Genomic DNA, 20,410 nt, shown 5'->3' on the forward strand with positions numbered 1-20,410 from the left:
CAGCAGATCTAGTTTGATTAAGGAGGTGCCAAACCTATGAAACTTCATGAATTAAAACCATCAGAAGGCTCACGCCAAGTACGTAACCGTGTCGGACGAGGAACTTCATCTGGTAACGGTAAAACAGCTGGACGTGGACAAAAAGGTCAAAAAGCTCGTTCAGGCGGCGGAGTACGTCTAGGATTCGAAGGTGGACAAACACCATTGTTCCGTCGTTTACCAAAACGTGGCTTTACAAATGTGAACCGCAAAGAATATGCAGTCATCAATCTTGATGTCTTGAACCGCTTTGAAGACGGTGCTGAAGTAACACCTGTTGCTTTACACGAAGCTGGAATCGTCAAAGACGAAAAAGCTGGAATCAAAGTATTAGCTAACGGAGAATTAACGAAGAAATTGACTGTGAAAGCAGCTAAATTCTCAAAAGCAGCTGAAGAAGCAATCGTTGCTGCTGGTGGATCAATCGAGGTGATCTAATGATCAGACTATTGAAGGATGCCTTTAAGGTTAAGGATATTAGATCCAGAATATTGTTCACCGTCTTAATCTTGTTTGTCTTTCGTCTGGGAACACATATTACTGTGCCAGGCGTAGACGCAAGTCGCCTAAATACCATCGCGGATCTACCATTTTTAAACATGTTGAATTTGGTAAGTGGTGGCGCCATGCAACAATTTTCGATTTTCTCGATGGGGGTTTCGCCTTACATCACTGCCTCAATTGTCATTCAGTTGTTGCAGATGGATATCGTCCCTAAATTTGTTGAATGGTCGAAACAAGGTGAAGTGGGTCGTAAGAAATTAAATCAGGCAACACGTTACTTGACGTTGGTATTAGGCTTTGTCCAATCCATGACATTAACGGCTGGATTTAACTATTACACTCAACTCGGGTTTGTAAACAATCCTAATATGGCAACCTATATCGTGATCGGACTGATTTTAACAGCCGGAACGATGTTAGTCACTTGGTTAGGAGAGCAGATCACCGAGCGTGGTATCGGAAACGGTGTGTCAATGATCATCTTTGCGGGGATCATTTCACGCTTACCAGCAAGCATCAAAGAATTGATTGAAGATTACTTCATTAACGTGGATCAATCGGATATCTGGCTAAATGCTATCTTTATGGCGCTGCTTGTGATCGCTGTGTTGATCGTCATTACTTTAGTAACGTATGTTCAACAGGCAGAACGCAAGATTCCGATCCAATATACAAAACGGGTAGCAGGAGCGCCTACCAGCAGTTACCTTCCTTTGAAAGTAAATGCTGCCGGGGTTATCCCAGTTATCTTTGCCAGTTCTTTTATTACAACACCAAATGCGATCATTCAAGCATTAGGTAGTTCATATAGAGGAGAAACTTGGTACGAAGTGGTGCAAACGATCTTTAGTTACAACACTGTACCGGGTGCGATCATCTACACTGTCTTGATTGTTGCGTTTACCTTCTTCTACGCATTTGTTCAAGTGAACCCTGAGAAATTAGCGGAAAACTTGCAAAAACAAGGAAGTTACATTCCGAGTGTGCGTCCTGGTAAAGGAACAGAAGAATATGTATCGCGTTTGTTGATGCGATTAAGCACGGTGGGATCGATCTTTTTAGGATTGGTTGCTTTACTTCCAATCATCGCTCAGATGGCTTGGAATTTACCGCAATCGATCGGACTAGGTGGAACGAGTCTATTGATCATTATCGGTGTGGCACTTGATACTGCCAAGCAGTTAGAAGGGCTTATGCTGAAACGGAAATATACTGGTTTCATCAATTAAAGTTATTGAAGTGTTGAGGATTTCCTCAACACTATTCAAAAACTTACAGGAGGAATTAGAATGAACTTCATTTTAATGGGATTACCTGGTGCTGGAAAAGGTACTCAGGCAGAACGTATCGTTGCTGAATACGGTCTTCCTCATATTTCAACAGGCGATATGTTTCGGGCTGCGATGGCGAACGAAACAGAACTAGGCCTTAAAGCAAAATCATACATGGATCAAGGCGCATTAGTTCCTGATGAGGTTACAAATGGGATCGTTAAAGAACGTTTAGCTGAACCTGATACCGAGAAAGGTTTCTTATTAGATGGTTTTCCTCGTACTTTGGATCAAGCAAAAGCGTTAGATGAGATGCTAGCTGACCTTAACAAAAAACTTGATGCCGTTATTGATATTCATGTTCCTGAAGAAGTTCTTGTAGAACGTTTAGCCGGCCGCTTCATGTGCCGCAATTGTGGGGCAACTTATCATAAATTGTTCAATCCTCCCAAAGAGGAAGGAACATGTGATCGTTGTGGAAGTCATGACTTCTACCAGCGTGAAGATGATAAGCCTGAGACGGTCAAAAATCGTCTAGCTGTCAATATCAAAAGCAGTGAACCAATTTTGACTTATTACAAAGACAAAGGGTTATTGCAATCGATTGATGGGGATCGCGACATCGACGCTGTATTCGAAGATGTTCAAAAGATCATTGACTAATCATAGATTGCCCGAGTCCAACTTGCAGCTTAAAACTTTCTCTTGAAATCTTTGACAGGATATGATAGAATATGTCAGTCCGACTTCTACTTTTTATTAAGTAGGAGCATAGTTTGAGAATATCAGGTGGGAACCGAGTTTCCGCCATTTTATCGTGTGAAAATCACAAGTACAAGGAGGTACTGTGCGTGGCAAAAGAAGATATGATTGAAGTCGAAGGTACAGTCGTCGAAACTTTGCCGAATGCAATGTTTAAAGTAGAATTGGAAAACGGACACCAAGTTCTAGCGACCGTTTCTGGTAAGATCCGGATGCACTACATTCGTATTTTACCGGGAGACAAAGTAACGGTGGAATTATCCCCGTATGATCTGAACCGTGGCCGCATTACTTATCGCTTTAAATAATTGTACTCCGTAAAACCACAGGAGGTATTATCATGAAAGTAAGACCATCAGTAAAACCAATGTGCGAACATTGTAAAGTAATTCGTCGTAAAGGACGCGTTATGGTGATTTGCCCAGCAAATCCAAAACATAAACAACGTCAAGGATAATCGGAGGTGTAACAAATATGGCTCGTATTGCAGGAGTAGATATTCCTCGTGATAAACGTGTGGTCGTTTCACTTACTTATATCTATGGTATTGGTAACACGACTGCAAAACAAATTTTAGCTGACGCTGGCGTGTCTGAAGAAGTTCGTGTTCGTGATTTAACGAATGAACAAACAGATGCTATCCGTGCAGAAGTTGATAAATTAAAAGTTGAAGGTGACCTTCGTCGTGAAGTGAACTTAAACATCAAACGATTGATGGAAATCGGTTCTTACCGTGGGATCCGTCATCGCCGTGGATTGCCAGTTCGTGGACAAAACACGAAAAACAATGCACGTACTCGTAAAGGCCCGTCTAAAACAGTCGCAGGCAAGAAAAAATAATTCCTAAGTGAAGGAGGTTAAAACTTCATGGCAGCAAAAAAAGTGAGTCGTAAACGCCGTGTGAAAAAGAATATTGAAGCGGGTATTGCACATATTCACTCAACATTCAATAATACAATCGTAATGATCACTGATACTCATGGTAATGCATTAGCATGGTCATCAGCTGGTTCATTAGGTTTCAAAGGAAGCAAAAAATCTACTCCTTTTGCCGCTCAAATGGCAGCAGAAACAGCTACCAAAGCAGCAATGGAACACGGATTAAGAACTGTTGAAGTAACAGTTAAAGGACCTGGTTCTGGACGTGAAGCAGCAATTCGTTCATTACAAGCAGCAGGTTTGGAAGTGAGTGCGATCCGTGACGTGACTCCAGTCCCTCATAATGGATGCCGCCCTCCAAAACGCCGTCGTGTTTAATGAGTGCTGCTCATTTTGAGTGTAACAAATACGTCATTGAACAAGACACTTTTCGTTTTGAAAGGGGTAATAGATAAGAATGATTGAATTCGAAAAACCAAGAATCGCAAAGATTGATGAAGACAAAGATTATGGCAAGTTCATCGTGGAACCTCTTGAAAGAGGCTACGGAACTACACTAGGAAATTCCCTACGTCGTATTTTATTATCTTCTTTACCTGGTGCGGCAATCACCAATATTCAAATCGATGGAGTTTTACACGAATTCTCAACTGTTAAGGGTGTTCGGGAAGACGTTGCTCAAATCATCTTGAATATTAAAGGTCTTGCATTGAAAATGTACGGGGATGAAGAAAAGACCCTTGAAATTGATATTTCAGGACCTGCTACAGTAACTGCTGGCGATATCATCGTTGATAGTGATGTAGAAATCCTTAACAAAGATATGTATATCTGTACCGTTTCTGAAGGTGCTACGTTCCATGCTCGCTTAACAGTGAAACCTGGCCGCGGCTACGTTCAAGCGGACGAAAACAAAAAAGAAGACATGCCGATCGGCGTTCTTCCAGTCGATTCAATCTATACACCAGTACGTCGTGTCAACTACCAAGTAGAAAACACACGTGTCGGTCGTCGGGATGATTTCGACAAATTAACGATGGAAATATGGACTGATGGCTCAATCGAACCATTGGAAGCAATGAGTTTGTCTGCGAAGATCATGACTGAACATTTAGACATCTTTGTTAACCTAACAGATGAAGCGAAAAACGCTGAAATCATGGTTGAAAAAGAAGAAACACAAAAAGAAAAAATGTTGGAAATGACGATCGAAGAATTAGACTTATCTGTTCGTTCATACAACTGTCTAAAACGTGCAGGAATCAATACTGTACAAGAATTGACAAACAAATCTGAACCAGAAATGATCAAAGTAAGAAACTTAGGCCGTAAATCTCTTGAAGAGGTCAAAGTGAAATTACATGATTTAGGTTTAGGACTACGTAAAGACGATTAAACCGTTTTCGATTACGTTAGTTCGGTTCGTCTGACCGATACAACATTCGAAAGTGAAGGAGGGAAACCACGTGAGTTATCGTAAACTAGGACGCACATCTAGCCAACGTAAAGCGATGTTGCGTGATTTGACAACTGATTTATTCATTAACGAACGTATCGTTACGACTGAAGCTCGTGCGAAAGAAGTTCGTTCAACTGCAGAAAAAATGATCACTTTAGGTAAACGTGGTGATTTGCATGCACGTCGTCAAGCAGCAGCATTCGTTCGTAATGAAGTTGCAAGTGTACGTGAAGAAAACGAAGAAGTAGTTATTGAATCAGCATTACAAAAATTATTCAATGATATCGCTCCTCGTTACACAGATCGCCAAGGTGGATATACTCGTATCTTGAAAACAGAACCAAGACGCGGAGATGCTGCACCAATGGTTATCCTAGAACTTGTTTAAAATCACACTTATCATCACTTTATAGATGTTTACTAAGAGTGTTATGATGTTGGAAGAAACTTTCCGAGTCTAGCTCAGCGCCTACACCTCGATGTATTTCGAGGTGTACGCACTCATCATAAAGTGCTTTTTTTTTACTTTCGATTACCTGTCAAGACAGGTGATGGCAAGTGAAAAAAAGATCTGGAGACAAATCGTGCGCGAATCATTGAAAAACGTGCGCTTTTTTGGTAGTGTTAGAAAGAATTAATCGCAAATGAAGGAGTCTATCATGAAGCCAATCATTGAATTGAATGCTATTACTGTGCGTTATAGCGAAGAAGAGCGTGCCGCGTTAAATAACGTATCCTTTTCCATCAACAAAGGGGAATGGGTGGCGTTGATCGGCCATAACGGCTCTGGAAAATCAACTTTAGCAAAAACCATCAATGGCTTGATCTTGCCACAAGAAGGCAGTGTTTCTGTCGGCGAATTGCCTTTGAATGAAGAAAATATCTGGAATATTCGAAAAATGGTCGGTATGGTCTTTCAAAACCCTGACAATCAATTCGTTGGTTCGACGGTAGAAGATGATGTGGCTTTCGGCTTAGAAAATCAAGGAATCCCGCGAGAAGAAATGCTGGTTCGTGTCAAAGACGCTCTGGAACAAGTACGGATGAGCGAGTTTGCGACCCGGGAACCCGCGCGCCTTTCTGGTGGTCAAAAACAGCGGGTAGCCATTGCCGGCGTCGTTGCACTGCGCCCGGATATCATCATTCTTGATGAAGCCACTAGTATGCTAGATCCAGAAGGCCGTGAAGAAGTGATCGCAACGATCAAAAAAATCAAAGAGAAAAACAATTTGACCGTGCTATCGATCACCCATGATATTGATGAAGCAGCCAACGCCAATCGGGTGCTGGTGATGCGTCAAGGAGAGCTCGTCCGCGAAGGGACACCAGCAGAGATTTTTTCTGCAGGTCCGGAACTGATTGAGCTAGGCTTAGATCTGCCGTTTCCTGAAAAATTAAAGGCGGCACTAAAACAGCGGGGTGTCACGGTACCACAAGCGTACTTAACTGAAGAAGGGATGGTGGATTGGCTATGGACATCCGTTTTGAACAAGTAGGATTCACCTACCAACCGCATTCTCCGTTTGAACAACGGGTTTTGTTCGATATCGATTTAGAGATCAAAGAAGGCTCTTATACCGCCTTAGTCGGTCATACGGGTAGCGGAAAATCTACGTTGCTGCAGCACTTGAATGCATTATTAAAACCAACGACTGGAACGGTCACGATCGGTGAGCGAGTCATCAAACCCGAGTCAGACAACAAAAATCTAAAACCGTTACGTAAAAAAGTCGGGATCGTTTTTCAATTTCCTGAATCCCAATTATTTGAAGAAACCGTTGCGAGAGATATCGCTTTTGGACCGAAAAACTTTGGCATCTCCGAAGAAGAAGCCAAAGGTTTAGCCCAAGAATACATTCAATTGGTAGGTTTAGATGAAAGTTTTCTGGAACGTTCACCATTTGACCTTTCAGGGGGCCAAATGCGCCGTGTAGCGATTGCTGGAGTCTTAGCTATGGAACCAGAAGTTTTGGTCTTAGATGAGCCGACAGCTGGCTTAGATCCACAAGGACGCAAAGAGATGATGGAAATGTTTGATCGCCTGCATCGGGAAAAGAACATGACGATCATTTTAGTGACCCACTTGATGGATGATGTGGCGAACTATGCTGATTATGTCTATGTGTTAGAAAAGGGACGTCTCGTCAAAGCCGGCACGCCGTCCGTTGTGTTTCAAGACACTGCTTGGCTGCAAGAAAAGCAGTTGGGGGTACCGACAGCAACCGCATTTGCGGAACAACTACAAGCCAGAGGACTGGCATTTGAGCAGTTACCACTAACAGCTGATGAGCTGGCAGATGTTTTAGTAGCAAAGGGGGCGACTGCCCATGATGAATAAACTGATTTTCGGTCGTTTTATTCCCGGAGACTCCTTGATCCACCGTTTAGATCCACGAGTCAAATTGATTGCTAGTTTTTATTTTATTGCGATTATCTTTTTGGCGAATAATTGGCAAAGCTATTTATTAGCGGGTGCTTTTACGCTCTTTTGTATCTCCTTTTCAAAAATCGATTTTGGCTTCTTTATTCGAGGCGTTCGACCGTTGATTTGGCTGATTTTGTTTACCGTGGCGTTACAGATTTTGTTTACTACCGGCGGTGACGTCTATTGGTCTTGGTGGATCTTTAACATCACAGAATTTGGTGTCCAAAACGGGATCTTTATTTTTTGTCGTTTTGTTTTGATCATTTTCATGTCGACGCTCTTGACGTTAACGACGCCCCCATTAGAGCTTTCAGATGCGATCGAATACATTTTGCGTCCTTTAAAAGCGATCCGTTTCCCTGTCCATGAAATCTCACTGATGCTGTCGATTGCGTTGCGCTTTGTGCCAACCTTGATGGATGAAACAGAAAAAATCATGAACGCCCAGCGTGCCCGTGGGGTCGATTTCGGCGAAGGGGGACTGTTGCAGAAGATGAAGGCGATCGTTCCTTTATTGATTCCTTTATTTGTCAGCAGCTTTAACCGTGCGGAAGATCTAGCTACCGCTATGGAAGCCAGAGGCTATCAAGGCGGCGAAGGGCGTACCAAGTATCGTATTTTGCACTGGCACCAACGGGACACATTGGTTGTCATCGTTTTTGCGCTCTTTACAGTAGCGTTAGTGTTCTTAAGAGGATAATCGAAGACCTATGATTGAAGTCAACCCACGAAAGGTTCTTAACGGAGCATCAAGGCTGCTGGCAATCCCAGCGGCTGGTTCGAAAAGACCTGTCGACCGATCAGACTTTTCTCATAGGCCTTTTTTTGAAAAAAATAGAAAGAAACAGGTGATTCAATGGTCCGCTATAAAGCGACGATCGCTTATGATGGCACGAATTTTCAAGGATTTCAACGTCAACCCAATGGACGAACGGTTCAAGAAGAGATTGAAAAGACATTAACGAAGATGAACAATGGTCAGCTGATTCAGATTCATGGCTCTGGCCGCACCGATGCGGGGGTCCATGCGCAAGGGCAAGTGATCCACTTCGATTTCCCTCAAAAGCGCCCACTGGAAAAAATGCGCTTTGGTTTAGATACCCAAACGCCAGAAGATGTTGCGGTAAAATCGGTGGAGATCGTTGACGATACCTTCCATGCCCGCTACTTAGTCATTGAAAAAACCTACCAGTTTCGGGTAGACATTGGGAAGCCCCGCAGTCCTTTCCGCCGTCATTATGCAAGTTATTATCCGTATCCGCTAGATTTGGAAAAAATCCAACGGGCGTTGCCAGATTTTTTAGGCACCCATGACTTTACCAGTTTTTGTGCGACGGGCAGTTCAGTCGATGACAAAACGCGGACGATCCATGAGGCGTCCATGGCGGTCAATGACGCTGGAGATGAGTTGATTTTTACCTTTCGCGGCGATGGATTTTTGTACAAGATGATCCGGATCATGGTGGGCACATTGCTGAAAATCGGCAATGGACGGATCGCACCTGACAGCATTCCTGCAATCATTGCGCAAAAAGACCGAAATGCGGCAGGTCCCACGGCTCATCCAGAAGGATTGTATTTGGTTCATGTTGCTTATGAATAAGGAAAAACACAAGCTTCGCTGCTCTTACACAACAAGAGAAAGCGAAAGCTTGTGTTTTTATTTTTTCTCAGGCAAAACAGAGGTGGTTTCTTGCCAATCTTCAGTCCTTGCCGTCGCGTTTTTAGGCGCAGCAGTGGTGGGTGTTTTTTCCAAGGTACCGGCAGCGACTAAGGCGGCGATGGCTACCAAAAATGCGAAAAGCAAGTAAAGCAGCCAGCTCCAAGCAACGTGATAGCGATTGCCGATGCCTAAAAAGACCATTTGTCCGACAGGTCCCCCTAGCATTACAATGGTGGAAAAGATCCCGCTGCTGATGGCGAGATGTTCTTCATCAATCTCACGAATCAGATGTGCCGAAAAGCGAGGATTGATTTTTCCAATCAGATAGCCTTCAGCAAAGAGCAGCGCAATCATGAGCCAACGGTTATGCAGGAAGAGAAAATTCAAGGTCAACAGACATAAAACGAAAGAGGTATACGCAATCAAGCGAACCAGACCGGTATTCTTGAACCAGTCGGCAGCAAACAAGGCGCCAGCGACCATACCGATCGAAGTAGCGATGCCTGCCATCGCAACGGTGTTGCCATAAGTGGCAAACCAAAGCGCAAGGTCATCCAACAGCTGGAGATTTAGTAGACCGCTCGTACTAGCAGCTAAGGTATTGATCAGTAAGGCAAAGAGGATCATCTTTTTAAGAAAAGCCGTACCAGTCAATAATTTAAAAGTATCCGAGAAATTCTGAAAGAGTGGTGTTGCTGCTTGATTGATTTTCCCTGGCACCGCATAGAAGAGCGAGCGGTTCAGGAAGATCACGATCGCGGCTAAGAAAAACGTCACGGCATTGATCAAACCAAAAGCCGCAAAGTTATTATTCAGTAAAATGATCCCCCAAGCACCGATGCCTTGAAAGACGATTTGAACGGTGGTTTGACACGCCATTTGAAAGCCCATGGCACTGTCTAAGGAATCAGCAGGCACAAGACGGCGAACATAGGGCAGCTGTAACCCAGAACAATAAGCGCCCAAACAATCAGATACAATGTTGATGCCTAGCAAAAGGAAGAAAGACCATAAACTAGGCGGCAGTTGGATCAAAAAAGCGAGTGCCACAAAAAGGACTCCTTGTAATAGTCGACTGCTGATCATCCATTGCACTTTGTTTTTGGTACGATCGGCTAGATAGCCGGTCAGGATCCTTAAGAGATCAGGGACTAACAGTGCCATGGAGGCTAAGGAAACAGCAAGGGCATTAAAGGGTAATGTACTGGCATAAACTACAAAGACGATATTAAATAAACTCATGCCGATGCCGCTGAGTAAGGCGGCGTTGACTAAGGCACGATAGCCGTTGTTTTGTTGATATTCTTTCATCGAAATCATCCTTTCACGTTCTACGTTGTAAAATCAGTATAGGATGCTTTATACTAAGAAGAGAAAATAATCCACTATAGTGGAATTTAAATGTACCAGGAGCGTACCAGAGGTTACTGTCACGAGTGGTTAACAGCTAAAAGAGTGGCATGTAAATAAGGTGCCGCAGATTTTGTTCCTCAACATTTTATAGGTTTGAATCTAAATTTGAATCTAGAACAGGAAAATTTAATTGCGGAGCTTCATTCGTGAAGTGGGATTGGTTTGGTGTTTGTAGACCGATCGTTGTGAGGAGGATGGTTATGGAAGAAGGAAAACTGTACCGACAATTGCGCAAAGAGCGCGGCTATACGATCGCTCAAGTGGCGGATGAACAAAACAGTCGCTCGTTCATCAGTAAATTTGAGCAAGGTGCTTCAAGTATCAGTATTCATCGATTGGAACGCTTATTAGAAAATATCCATGTCACAGTGGAGGAGTTTTATTATTTGCGTGCGCAACAAAAGGGCGTAAAAGGTCACGACAACCTGATGAGCTTTCCCAGCTATATGACGAGCGAATTTATGGATTTACTGGATCGAATTTTAGGGATCAACAAAGAAGCTTATTTGAGTAACGCCCACGCCCAGAGAAGCAAAGAAGGGCTGGAGGAAATGCGTAGCGAACTGATCGCCGCTTCCAAACAGCATTCTTTTGTTTTTCTGTACCTTGAGATCACAAAGGAGATACATGAAATCAATCTCTCAGGTCCTAAACCCGATCACTCTTCTGGCGACTATATGGAAAAGCTACGCACCAAAACCCGCCCCGTCATTTCCTACCTTACGAAAGTAGACAACTGGGGCGTTTATGAGATTTTGCTGTTTCGTTATTTTCAATTCTTATTTCCTGTCGAAACCTCCTATCACTTACTGCAGATCGCTATCTCTCGCACAAAAAAAGAACAAGGTTTGTCCTTGATGCGAGAAATTCAAATGGATTTGATTTTTAGTTGTTTTACGACGTTTGTCAATTTTCGCCGCCTGGAGTGGGCAAAAGAGGTGTTGACCATTGCAGAGGAATTATTGGCAGATCGCGGAGACATGCTAAACAGTACGCATCTTCTTTGCTATCAAGGATGGTACTGGTATATTTATGGCGATCAAGAAAAAGGACTGTTGAAAATCGATCAAGGGATTTCGATCTTTCGCGTCTTAAAACAAACCAAAATGGTTAAATTATGGGAGCGATCGTTGCACTCCATCAAGAAAAATGCGGAAGAACCCAACAGTTATCTTATGTTTCGCTAAACGCTCTAAGGGCTAACGGGCTAGGCATTTGGCCCCGCATCGAAGGGGACTTAGTCGGTAATGGATGCTAAGACCACTAGAGCGAACAACTGCGGAACCTGAGCACAAAAAAGAACCAAACTCACCGATCATTGAGCGACACCCATAAGTCAGCTTTTGCTCTAACTTAAGGAGATCGCCTCAAAAAGACGAGTTGGTTCTTTTTCGATTAGGTTTCTGGTGGTTGATCCATGAGTTGGCGTTGGTTGTCCAAGACTTGCTTTTTGGCTACTTGTTTCTGGTAAAACCAAGCAAACAAGATAAACAATGCGATGCAGCCAAAGAACAAGCAAACACCGATAACAAAGCCTTGCGGTAAGAAGGAGAGTTCCAAGTGATGGGTGCCACTTGGGATCGTCACACTGATAAAGCCATCTTGAAAGGCCGTGATTGGGACTTCTTTGCCGTCAAGCGTAGCAGTCCAGCCCTTGTCATAAGGGATGGTTGTTACAAGCTGCTGCTCTTTTTCAGTCGTGATGTCGGCTTTGGCACTGCGTTTGCCGACAGTCATAGCGACCCCTCGTTCTTGGATCGCATCAATTGCTTGTTGGTAGGCGTTGGTATCCAAGGTCACGACTTGCGGGTTTTGGAAGGAGATTTCAGGCGTTCCGTAGAAGCTGACGGTGAATTGAACCGTCGTATCGGTCTCATAATGTCCTAAGTCGTAGTATTGACCGTTGATACTGATTTGCGTTTCTCGCTGCTGACCGTTGACTGTCACGGTGGCAGATGAGCTTTCCAATTCTCCGAAGTTGGCAGGGAAGAGACTCAAGTACGCTTGCGAGTTCGCCGGAACCTCCACTTGCCAAGTCACTTCTTTTGCGACATTGCTTTCTTGCTCAGTAAATTTCATATACATGCCGTCATTGGTGATATCTGTATTTTTACTATGGATCACCGTGATCGGCTGAAAGGCAAAATACTCTAAATTTAAATCGGCCAAGCCATTGAAAAGATTTTTCTGGCTCGTCAAGTTGTCGTTTTGCGGCTGTTCAATCGATTCGATGGTCGGTTCAGCCAAGAAACCTAGAGGTAACGCATTTTGATTTTCATAGAGCTTGTATTCACCAGATTCTCCGACTCGTTGAAAGCCGTATTTGGTGAGATTTGGCTTGGAGATATTGTATTTGATTCCTGTAAAAGCATCCATCAGCAAGGTATTATTCGGATAGCGGATATTTAAATTGGTGCCGCGAGACCGAAAGCCCAGCTTATCCAGGTAGCTTGAGGAATTGCGGTTACGAATTGAAGAAAACATGCTGACCCCGCTGTAGCCATAATTGATACTGTCGTTGGAAGAAACAGGATCAAGGTTTTCTAATCGGAAAAAGGTATCATTGTCTTCGTTGGCTTGAGTGACTAGTTTTTTGATGTCCGGATAAGGTTCTGTATACAAACTACGAGAAGCATAGTTCCAATCATTCAAAATTCCGCGAACCATGCCGCTCGTATTGACGGCCATTTCTCCGCAGACGAAGATCAGCATCAAGATCGTCACTCGTTTTTGTGTTAAAAGACCTAATTGCCCGAACCCAATACATAACAAGTAAAGAACAAAGAATACGATCGTTAGCGCAAAGGAAGTAGCGGAAACATATTCATAGGTTCCGGCTCCTTTCAATGCGTAGGAGAGGGCAAATACCACGATCGTAGAAAGACCAATAATGAGAAACAATCCGCGATCTTTTTGCTGCAGCTGCTCCCATCCGTATCCCGCCAGCATGATCACTAAGAAGGAGAACAAATAGGCATAACGGAAAAGGAACATATTTGGGGCATGCATCCCGTGCCAAAAAAGATTCATCGGCACGATATAAAAACTGGCGATCAAAACAGCAAACATGCCAGCATATAAGAATTTATCTTTCAAGCGGATTTTCTTCGAAACAAAATATAAAATACACAACAGCAACGGCAATAAGCCGATATAGATGAAGGGAATGGAGCCGTATTTTGTCGTATCGTAAACACCGATCATGTTTTTCATCACGAGATCAAAGACATCGGTGGCTTCGGTTTTAAAGGAAGAAATCGTCGTCAATTCTTCCCCGTTCGACCGCAAATCTAATAAGGCAGGTAAGATGATCACCATTGAGGCGCCGCCAGCTAACAAAGAGGTGATGCCGTAAGGAATGATCGCCCCGCGAGCTTGCTTCCAGTTGCGACCCAATTGAACCAAGAAATACATCACGGAAAAGAGACCGATCATAAAGCCCATGTAAAAACTGGATAAAAATAACAGCAGATAACTGATAAATAACACGACTGGTTTTTTCTTTTTCACTAACCGGTCAATACCTAAAATCACTAGCGGTAGATAGATCATGGCATCAAGCCACATGATCAGCTCCGAATGGGCGGTGATGAAGGACATCAAGGCATAACAGACTGCTAAGGTCACATGCTGCCAACGTTGGATCTTAAAGGTTTGGCTGGCATAAAACCAAAACGCCAATCCTGCACTGCCGATTTTGATCAAGGTTAAAAAGTACAGGGCATCTGGCATTAGCTGATTTGGGAAAAATAAGACGAGGGGAGTGAAGATTCCCCCTAAATAATAGGAGATCAATGCCAGATAATTTAAGCCTAAAGAGGCGTTCCATGTATAAAAGATACTTTGCTTGCCTAAGAGCATATTGCGAAAGCTGGCATGAAAGTTTGAGAATTGCGAAAAGGCATCACTGGCTAAGACACTGCGGCTGCTGCCGGGGTAGATACCGATGGTCAAATAGATCACTGCCATGATAAGAAACGGCAAGAAGAAACTAGCAAGCATATAAGGCCAATGTTGTTTGGCAAATGTTTTTATTTTCGTCACAAGAAGTCACCTGTTCTTTATCAATTTTTTCTTAGTTTACCACAGGTGAATCGATTAAAAAAACAAAGACCTATTTTCTTTAATGAAAACCTAAGTGAAAGCGCACCAAAGAAAAAAGGGTACAAAAAAAGCCGTTCAAAACGAACGGCCGAAAAGGTCTAATTATACGCGCTCAACTTTTCCAGATTTCAAAGCACGAGTTGACACCCAAACTTTTTTAGGTTTTCCGTCAATCATAACGCGAACTTTTTGCAAGTTAGGTTTCACAGTACGTTTTGTCGCATTCATTGCGTGAGAACGATTGTTTCCACTTGCAGTTTTACGTCCAGTAAAGTAACAAACTTTAGCCATGTGGTTATTTCCTCCTTTGCCTTGATGTTGGAGCGCTATTTCAGCTCATACCATCTGAATTTATCACAGAAAGGTGAAAAAAGCAAGAGTAATTTTCAAGAAACATTGACTTTTCCCAGTAAACATTGTAAATTAAACAAGGTCGAAATGCAAGACGTTTGGTCAGAAAGCCCCTTTTCATATGTCTCATCCTTTTATTTGCGGTACAGCTATGATAAAATATGTAAGAAGAAAGATGGGTCATGCCCATTGAAGGAGGCTATAAAATGGCTGTAAAAATTCAAACCTCATCAGGTATTATTGAAATCAGCAATGAAGTCATTGCAACAGTGGTCGGAGGCGCAGCAACAGATGTGTTCGGCATTGTTGGTATGGCTAGCAAGAAACAAATCAAAGATAACATCAATGAAATTTTACGAAAAGAAAATTATTCTCGCGGTGTCGTTGTCCGCCAAGAAGAAAACGGCATTGCAGTGGATGTATACACGATTGTTAGCTATGGAACAAAAATTTCCGAAGTTTCCCGCAACGTGCAGGAAAAAGTGAAATACAACTTAGAAACGATGCTAGGTGTATCTGCGAACTCGGTAAATGTATTTGTTCAAGGCGTACGTGTACTGCCAGATTAGGCAAGGGATCCGTTCATGGCGGATGATTTTAAGGAGGACTATCTAAGTGAAGGTAACGAATATCAGCGCAAGTCAGTTTCAAGAAATGGTGCAGGCAGGCGCGGCTCGTCTACAAGTTAATGCAGAGTTTGTCAACTCATTGAATGTGTTTCCTGTTCCAGATGGAGACACCGGGACAAACATGAATCTATCCATGACCAGTGGAGCAAAAGCTGTCGCAGATGCGACTTCAGAAAACGTCGGCGATCTTGCCGCTACACTTTCAAAAGGACTATTGATGGGCGCACGTGGGAATTCCGGCGTCATTTTGTCTCAATTATTCCGCGGTTTTTCTAAAGCTATCCCGACCGCAGAAACACTCACTGCACCAGAATTGGCTCAAGCCTTTACTCATGGAGTAGAAACCGCCTATAAAGCAGTCATGAAACCTGTGGAAGGAACCATCTTGACTGTGGCACGCATCTCAGCTGAATATGGCGAGAAAAAAGCACAAACTACCGATGATTGTATCGAAGTGATGAAAGCCGTGGTTCACGGCGCAAAACGTTCATTGGCGAAAACCCCTGATCTATTGCCCGTCTTAAAAGAAGTCGGCGTGGTAGATAGCGGCGGTCAAGGATTGTTGTTTATCTATGAAGGCTTCTTAAATGCATTGACTGGGGAATACCCAGCCGATGAAATCTTCGAACCTTCCCCAGCGGCTATGGACGAAATGGTCAATGCCGAACATCATCGCAGCGTTCAAGGGCACTTAGCGACAGAAGACATCACCTTTGGTTACTGTACAGAAATCATGGTGAAGATCGGTGAAGGTCCGACTGTAGATAGTGAATTTGATTATGAAACATTCCGTAATTACTTAAACGAGTTAGGGGATTCCTTATTAGTGGTCAATGACGATGAGATCATCAAAGTCCATGTCCATACGGAACATCCCGGCGAAGTTATGAATTATGGTCAAAAATTTGGCTCGTTGGTGAAAATCAAAGTCGATAACATGCGTCTTCAGCATGAAACAATCTTGGAACACGATCAGCAAGAAGCAAAAACTGCACCAGTAAAACGTCCGCGGACACCATTTGCGATCATCGCGATCGCGGCTGGCGAAGGCTTGAAAGAATTGTTTACTAGCCTAGGCGCTTCTTATGTCATCAGTGGTGGCCAAACGATGAACCCAAGTACAGAAGACATTTTGGTGGCAATCAATGAAGTCAATGCTGATCAAGTGATCGTATTACCGAACAACAAAAATATCTTTATGGCTGCGCAGCAAGCAGCGGAAGTTTCCGAGATTCCAGTAGCGGTTGTTGAAACACGGACGATCTCTCAAGGGATGACGGCGATGCTAGCCTTCCACGAGCAATCCACACTAGCTGAAAACCAGCAAGCGATGACTGATGTCTTAGCAAGTGTTGTCAGTGGCTCAGTGACCCATGCGATTCGTAATACATCAATTGATGGCATCGAAATCACAGAAGGCGACTTCTTAGGAATGGTGGACGGCAAAATCGTTGTTTCTGTTCCTGATCGTTTCTCTGCTTCTATGACTACCTTAGAAAAAATGATCACAGAAGATACTGAGATCGTCACCATCATTATCGGTGAAGAAGGCAAAGCCAAAGAAGCAGCGAAAATCGAAGAAGCGATCGTTGAACTGCATCCTGAGATCGAAGTAGAGATCCATCAAGGAGATCAGCCGGTTTATCCATATCTTTTCTCAGCAGAATAAACAAATTAGGCGGCGGGGGCAAAAATCGTAGATGATTTTTGGCTCCGTCTTTTTCTATGAATGCAGGAACCCCTGCAATGAATCAAAATCACTTTTGGAAAAGGAGGGTACCTATGCTGAATCAGCCACTTACGGTATTAAAGGGTGTCGGAGAAAAACGCGCCCAAGACTTGGCGAGTTTAGGAATCGAAACCATCGAAGACCTGCTAAAGTATTACCCGTTTCGTTATGAAGACATTCAAGAACGGCAATTAGCGGAGATTCAAGACCAAGAAAAAGTAACGATCAAGGGGATCGTCGTTTCCCCACCGGTCATCAATCGCTTTGGTTACAAGAAAAGTCGGTTGCAATTTCGCATGATGCAAGACCACGATGTCTTTAATGTCTCCTTTTTCAATCAGCCTTATTTGAAGGACAAAGTAGAGGTCTCAGAAGAGATCGCCGTCTATGGCAAATGGGACGCCAAACGCAAAGGACTGACGGGAATGAAGATTCTCGGCAGCAAGAGCGCAGAAGACTTTGCCCCAATTTATCATGTCAATAAAGCCGTGCGTCAAAGTGTGTTGATCGAACTGATCAAACAGGCATTCCTTGATTTTGGTGATCAGATCACGGAGATCTTGCCTTTGTCATTGATCGAAAAATATCGGTTGTTGGATCGAAAATCCGCGATGTTTGCAATGCATTTTCCCAAAGATCCCCAAGAGAGCCATCAAGCGAAGCGTCGGGTGATTTTTGAAGAGTTTTTTTTGTTCCAAATGCAGATCCAAGGACTGAAGAAAAGCGAAAAAGCCGAGAAAAACGGCTTGGCGATCGATTATGATGTGCAACGCTTGAAAGAATTTACTCGTAAACTGCCCTTTGAATTGACGAATGCGCAAAAGCGCGTGACCAATGAAATCTGCCATGACCTGAAAAGTCCGCAGCACATGCAGCGGCTCTTGCAAGGAGATGTAGGGAGCGGGAAAACAGTCGTTGCGGCGATCGCCCTCTATGCTACGATGACGGCTGGCTTTCAGGGCGCACTGATGGTGCCGACTGAAATTTTGGCCCAACAGCACCTAGAAAGCTTGAATCAACTCTTTGACCCCTTAGAAGTGACCACCGCTCTTTTGACAGGCTCGACCAAACCAAAAGAACGGCGGGTCATCTTAGAACAATTAGCAGCCGGGGAGATCGATATCATCGTTGGGACCCATGCGCTGATCCAAGAAGGGGTAGACTTTGCACATCTTGGCTTAGTCATCACCGATGAACAACACCGTTTTGGGGTCAATCAGCGAAAAGTCTTAAGGGAAAAAGGCTATCTGCCTGATGTGCTCTTTATGACCGCCACACCGATCCCACGTACACTAGCGATCACCGCCTATGGCGAAATGGATGTTTCGGTGATCGATGAAATGCCGGCAGGACGGATTCCTGTAGAGACTCGCTGGGTCAGACCGCCGCAGTTTGAATCGATCTTAGAGTGGGCGCAAAAAGAATTGGCACAGGGGCATCAGATGTATGTCATCTGTCCTTTGATCGAAGAATCCGAAATGCTGGATGTCAAGAATGCCACGGAGATTTATGAGCAGCTGCAAAGTTATTTTTCCCCAACCTATCAAGTAGGGATGTTGCACGGGAAAATGAAGAATCAAGAAAAAGACACTATTATGGAAGCATTCAAAGAAAATCAACTGCAGATCTTGGTTTCCACGACGGTCATCGAAGTAGGGGTCAATGTTCCCAATGCGACAGTGATGCTGATCATCGATGCTGATCGTTTCGGATTAGCCCAGCTCCACCAATTACGTGGACGGGTAGGACGCGGCGCCGATGCTTCTTACTGTATTTTGATCGCGAACCCGAAAAATGAGACGGGGGTCGAACGAATGAAAATCATGACAAAAACCACCAACGGCTTTGTAGTCAGCGAAAAAGACCTGCAGTTGCGGGGGCCAGGAGAAGTCTTCGGCAATCGACAATCGGGCTTGCCAGAGTTTGCGGCTGCCGATTTGGTCGCGGATGCCCATATTCTAGAAGTGGCACAAGTCGAAGCTACCCAGCTTTGGCAAAAAAACAGCTGGCAGCTGTTGCCAGAATTTTCGGCATTGGCGAACTATTTGGCAGCAAAAAAAGCAGACAAACAATTTTTTGATTAAAGAATATGCTATACTGATTGGGAAAATGAAGGGAGTGGCAGCGAGATGCGGATTGCTGTTGATGCAATGGGCGGAGACAACGCCCCAAAAGCGATCGTAGAAGGAGTCATGCTGGCGAAAAAAGACTTTCCAGAGATTGAATTCCTCCTTTACGGAAAAGAAAATGAAATCAAAAAATACATGACGGATGATAAAAATGTCACTATCATCCACACAGATGAAAAAATCAATAGTGATGACGAACCCGTCAAAGCAATCAGACGGAAAAAAACTGCTTCAATGGTCTTAGCGGCACAAGCAGTGAAAAATGGCGAAGCAGATGCGATTTTTTCAGCTGGAAATACCGGTGCCTTGTTAGCGGCTGGTTTGTTTATTGTCGGTCGGATCAAAGGAATCGATCGTCCAGGATTGATGTCCACAATGCCAGTGATCGGCAAAGATGCTGGCTTTGATATGCTGGATCTAGGTGCCAATGCCGACAATAAACCAGAACATTTGGCAAACTATGCCGTCTTAGGATCCTTTTACGCCCAAAAAGTTCGTGGGATCAATCGACCACGGGTCGGCTTGTTAAATAACGGAACGGAAGAAACCAAAGGTAGTGAATTAACGAAAAAATCCTTTGAACTGCTGTCAGCGGATCCTACGATCCACTTTATCGGCAATGTCGAAGCCCGGGAATTACTGGATGGTGCAGCTGACGTCGTCGTGACAGATGGCTTTACTGGGAACGCTGTTTTGAAATCGATCGAAGGAACCGCCTTGAACTTGATGGCGTTGTTGAAACAATCGATTCTTGATTCAGGTACCAAAGGAAAATTAGGCGCATTGTTACTGAAAGATGCATTGCGGAAAGTGAAAAATGAAATGGATTATGCGAAACATGGCGGGGCCGTATTGTTTGGTTTGAAAGCACCAGTCATCAAAACCCATGGTGCGACAGGACCAGAAGCGGTAGCGTACACCATCAAGCAGATCCATACGATGCTAGCAACAGATGTCGTGGCACAATTGGTCGCCCACTTTGAAGAAATGCCGGCTGCAAAAGACGAAACGCAATCATAATGCAATCATTGTAATGAAATTGCAAAAAAATCT

General features: G+C 43.8%; 21 protein-coding genes. 18 read left to right on the plus strand and 3 right to left on the minus strand.

The window, feature by feature from the left end; genetic code table 11:
- The first annotated feature begins 36 nt into the window (after nucleotides 1–36).
- The 13 genes from rplO (at nucleotide 37) to truA (ending at nucleotide 8,942) form a co-directional block, all read left to right on the plus strand.
- Complete coding sequence (gene rplO / locus IGI92_RS01365; RefSeq protein WP_003128016.1) at nucleotides 37–477, plus strand: 50S ribosomal protein L15; 441 nt, start codon at nucleotides 37–39, stop codon at nucleotides 475–477.
- Entirely contained in the window at nucleotides 477–1,772 is a 1,296-nt protein-coding gene (gene secY, locus IGI92_RS01370) for a preprotein translocase subunit SecY (RefSeq protein ID WP_005227099.1), read from the plus strand. Before rplO ends, secY begins: the two co-directional genes overlap by 1 nt.
- 60 nt (nucleotides 1,773–1,832) lie before the next feature.
- Entirely contained in the window at nucleotides 1,833–2,477 is a 645-nt protein-coding gene (locus IGI92_RS01375; RefSeq protein ID WP_005227100.1) for an adenylate kinase, read from the plus strand.
- Between the two features lie 188 nt (nucleotides 2,478–2,665).
- Entirely contained in the window at nucleotides 2,666–2,884 is a 219-nt protein-coding gene (gene infA, locus IGI92_RS01380; RefSeq protein WP_002288695.1) for a translation initiation factor IF-1, read from the plus strand.
- Nucleotides 2,885–2,916: 32 nt separating this feature from the next.
- Nucleotides 2,917–3,033 (plus strand): 50S ribosomal protein L36, encoded by a 117-nt coding sequence (rpmJ, locus tag IGI92_RS01385; RefSeq protein ID WP_002288710.1) that lies wholly within the window; start codon nucleotides 2,917–2,919, stop codon nucleotides 3,031–3,033.
- Between the two features lie 17 nt (nucleotides 3,034–3,050).
- Complete coding sequence (gene rpsM / locus IGI92_RS01390) at nucleotides 3,051–3,416, plus strand: 30S ribosomal protein S13 (RefSeq protein ID WP_005227102.1); 366 nt, start codon at nucleotides 3,051–3,053, stop codon at nucleotides 3,414–3,416.
- Between the two features lie 27 nt (nucleotides 3,417–3,443).
- Nucleotides 3,444–3,833 carry a 30S ribosomal protein S11 gene (gene rpsK / locus IGI92_RS01395; RefSeq protein ID WP_005227104.1) on the plus strand — a complete coding sequence of 130 codons (390 nt, stop codon included), beginning with the start codon at nucleotides 3,444–3,446 and terminating at the stop codon, nucleotides 3,831–3,833.
- Between the two features lie 79 nt (nucleotides 3,834–3,912).
- Nucleotides 3,913–4,851, plus strand: a complete 939-nt coding sequence (locus IGI92_RS01400) for a DNA-directed RNA polymerase subunit alpha (RefSeq protein WP_008376367.1) — start codon at nucleotides 3,913–3,915, stop codon at nucleotides 4,849–4,851.
- Nucleotides 4,852–4,921: 70 nt separating this feature from the next.
- Nucleotides 4,922–5,302: a 50S ribosomal protein L17 gene (rplQ, locus tag IGI92_RS01405; RefSeq protein WP_003128038.1), complete on the plus strand. Its 381-nt coding sequence runs from the start codon at nucleotides 4,922–4,924 to the stop codon at nucleotides 5,300–5,302.
- A 271-nt stretch (nucleotides 5,303–5,573) separates the two neighbouring features.
- Entirely contained in the window at nucleotides 5,574–6,410 is an 837-nt protein-coding gene (locus IGI92_RS01410) for an energy-coupling factor ABC transporter ATP-binding protein (protein WP_005227109.1), read from the plus strand.
- On the plus strand, nucleotides 6,386–7,252 hold the full coding sequence (locus IGI92_RS01415) for an energy-coupling factor ABC transporter ATP-binding protein (protein ID WP_008376364.1): 867 nt from the start codon (nucleotides 6,386–6,388) through the stop codon (nucleotides 7,250–7,252). Before IGI92_RS01410 ends, IGI92_RS01415 begins: the two co-directional genes overlap by 25 nt.
- A complete protein-coding gene (locus IGI92_RS01420) occupies nucleotides 7,242–8,039 on the plus strand; it encodes an energy-coupling factor transporter transmembrane component T family protein (protein ID WP_005227113.1) in 798 nt (265 codons plus the stop codon). Before IGI92_RS01415 ends, IGI92_RS01420 begins: the two co-directional genes overlap by 11 nt.
- Before the next feature lie 156 nt (nucleotides 8,040–8,195).
- The gene (truA, locus tag IGI92_RS01425) at nucleotides 8,196–8,942 is read left to right on the plus strand and encodes a tRNA pseudouridine(38-40) synthase TruA (RefSeq protein WP_244732896.1); all 747 of its coding nucleotides are present in this window, start codon (nucleotides 8,196–8,198) and stop codon (nucleotides 8,940–8,942) included.
- A gap of 57 nt (nucleotides 8,943–8,999) precedes the next feature.
- Here truA and IGI92_RS01430 read toward each other — a convergent pair whose 3' ends face one another.
- A complete protein-coding gene (locus IGI92_RS01430) occupies nucleotides 9,000–10,313 on the minus strand; it encodes an MFS transporter (RefSeq protein ID WP_061053635.1) in 1,314 nt (437 codons plus the stop codon).
- Nucleotides 10,314–10,615: 302 nt separating this feature from the next.
- Between IGI92_RS01430 and IGI92_RS01435 the strand changes: the two genes are divergently transcribed.
- Nucleotides 10,616–11,602 (plus strand): Rgg/GadR/MutR family transcriptional regulator, encoded by a 987-nt coding sequence (locus IGI92_RS01435; RefSeq protein ID WP_420657321.1) that lies wholly within the window; start codon nucleotides 10,616–10,618, stop codon nucleotides 11,600–11,602.
- A 208-nt stretch (nucleotides 11,603–11,810) separates the two neighbouring features.
- On the opposite strand, the gene IGI92_RS01440 is transcribed toward IGI92_RS01435, so the two are convergent.
- Nucleotides 11,811–14,459, minus strand: a complete 2,649-nt coding sequence (locus IGI92_RS01440; protein ID WP_034872076.1) for a YfhO family protein — start codon at nucleotides 14,457–14,459, stop codon at nucleotides 11,811–11,813.
- A gap of 162 nt (nucleotides 14,460–14,621) precedes the next feature.
- Nucleotides 14,622–14,810 carry a 50S ribosomal protein L28 gene (gene rpmB / locus IGI92_RS01445; RefSeq protein WP_005232504.1) on the minus strand — a complete coding sequence of 63 codons (189 nt, stop codon included), beginning with the start codon at nucleotides 14,808–14,810 and terminating at the stop codon, nucleotides 14,622–14,624.
- A gap of 266 nt (nucleotides 14,811–15,076) precedes the next feature.
- Here rpmB and IGI92_RS01450 point away from each other — a divergent pair, with 266 nt between their 5' ends.
- The 4 genes from IGI92_RS01450 to plsX all read left to right on the plus strand — a co-directional run bounded on the left by IGI92_RS01450 (nucleotide 15,077) and on the right by plsX (nucleotide 20,377).
- Nucleotides 15,077–15,439 carry an Asp23/Gls24 family envelope stress response protein gene (locus tag IGI92_RS01450; RefSeq protein WP_005227125.1) on the plus strand — a complete coding sequence of 121 codons (363 nt, stop codon included), beginning with the start codon at nucleotides 15,077–15,079 and terminating at the stop codon, nucleotides 15,437–15,439.
- 46 nt (nucleotides 15,440–15,485) lie between these two features.
- Nucleotides 15,486–17,168 carry a DAK2 domain-containing protein gene (locus tag IGI92_RS01455; protein ID WP_005232500.1) on the plus strand — a complete coding sequence of 561 codons (1,683 nt, stop codon included), beginning with the start codon at nucleotides 15,486–15,488 and terminating at the stop codon, nucleotides 17,166–17,168.
- A gap of 77 nt (nucleotides 17,169–17,245) precedes the next feature.
- Nucleotides 17,246–19,312: an ATP-dependent DNA helicase RecG gene (recG, locus tag IGI92_RS01460; protein ID WP_430607722.1), complete on the plus strand. Its 2,067-nt coding sequence runs from the start codon at nucleotides 17,246–17,248 to the stop codon at nucleotides 19,310–19,312.
- Between the two features lie 45 nt (nucleotides 19,313–19,357).
- Nucleotides 19,358–20,377, plus strand: a complete 1,020-nt coding sequence (gene plsX / locus IGI92_RS01465; protein WP_430607723.1) for a phosphate acyltransferase PlsX — start codon at nucleotides 19,358–19,360, stop codon at nucleotides 20,375–20,377.
- Nucleotides 20,378–20,410: the final 33 nt, after the last annotated feature.

It is taken from the genome of Enterococcus sp. DIV2379 (genome assembly GCF_050542965.1).
Taxonomy (GTDB): Bacteria; Bacillota; Bacilli; order Lactobacillales; family Enterococcaceae; genus Enterococcus_D; species Enterococcus_D entomosocium.

What these genes read in the sequence shown, in the direction of transcription:
- recG (WP_430607722.1), top strand. Translation starts at nt 17,246, where the DNA reads ATGAATCAAAATCACTTTTGGAAAAGGAGGGTACCTATGCTGAATCAG.
- IGI92_RS01435 (WP_420657321.1), top strand. Translation starts at nt 10,616, where the DNA reads ATGGAAGAAGGAAAACTGTACCGACAATTGCGCAAAGAGCGCGGCTAT.
- truA (WP_244732896.1), top strand. Translation starts at nt 8,196, where the DNA reads ATGGTCCGCTATAAAGCGACGATCGCTTATGATGGCACGAATTTTCAA.
- rpmJ (WP_002288710.1), top strand. Translation starts at nt 2,917, where the DNA reads ATGAAAGTAAGACCATCAGTAAAACCAATGTGCGAACATTGTAAAGTA.
- IGI92_RS01450 (WP_005227125.1), top strand. Translation starts at nt 15,077, where the DNA reads ATGGCTGTAAAAATTCAAACCTCATCAGGTATTATTGAAATCAGCAAT.
- rpmB (WP_005232504.1), bottom strand. Translation starts at nt 14,810, where the DNA reads ATGGCTAAAGTTTGTTACTTTACTGGACGTAAAACTGCAAGTGGAAAC.
- IGI92_RS01400 (WP_008376367.1), top strand. Translation starts at nt 3,913, where the DNA reads ATGATTGAATTCGAAAAACCAAGAATCGCAAAGATTGATGAAGACAAA.
- secY (WP_005227099.1), top strand. Translation starts at nt 477, where the DNA reads ATGATCAGACTATTGAAGGATGCCTTTAAGGTTAAGGATATTAGATCC.
- rplO (WP_003128016.1), top strand. Translation starts at nt 37, where the DNA reads ATGAAACTTCATGAATTAAAACCATCAGAAGGCTCACGCCAAGTACGT.
- rpsK (WP_005227104.1), top strand. Translation starts at nt 3,444, where the DNA reads ATGGCAGCAAAAAAAGTGAGTCGTAAACGCCGTGTGAAAAAGAATATT.
- rpsM (WP_005227102.1), top strand. Translation starts at nt 3,051, where the DNA reads ATGGCTCGTATTGCAGGAGTAGATATTCCTCGTGATAAACGTGTGGTC.
- IGI92_RS01420 (WP_005227113.1), top strand. Translation starts at nt 7,242, where the DNA reads ATGATGAATAAACTGATTTTCGGTCGTTTTATTCCCGGAGACTCCTTG.
- IGI92_RS01375 (WP_005227100.1), top strand. Translation starts at nt 1,833, where the DNA reads ATGAACTTCATTTTAATGGGATTACCTGGTGCTGGAAAAGGTACTCAG.
- IGI92_RS01410 (WP_005227109.1), top strand. Translation starts at nt 5,574, where the DNA reads ATGAAGCCAATCATTGAATTGAATGCTATTACTGTGCGTTATAGCGAA.
- plsX (WP_430607723.1), top strand. Translation starts at nt 19,358, where the DNA reads ATGCGGATTGCTGTTGATGCAATGGGCGGAGACAACGCCCCAAAAGCG.
- IGI92_RS01415 (WP_008376364.1), top strand. Translation starts at nt 6,386, where the DNA reads ATGGACATCCGTTTTGAACAAGTAGGATTCACCTACCAACCGCATTCT.
- IGI92_RS01430 (WP_061053635.1), bottom strand. Translation starts at nt 10,313, where the DNA reads ATGAAAGAATATCAACAAAACAACGGCTATCGTGCCTTAGTCAACGCC.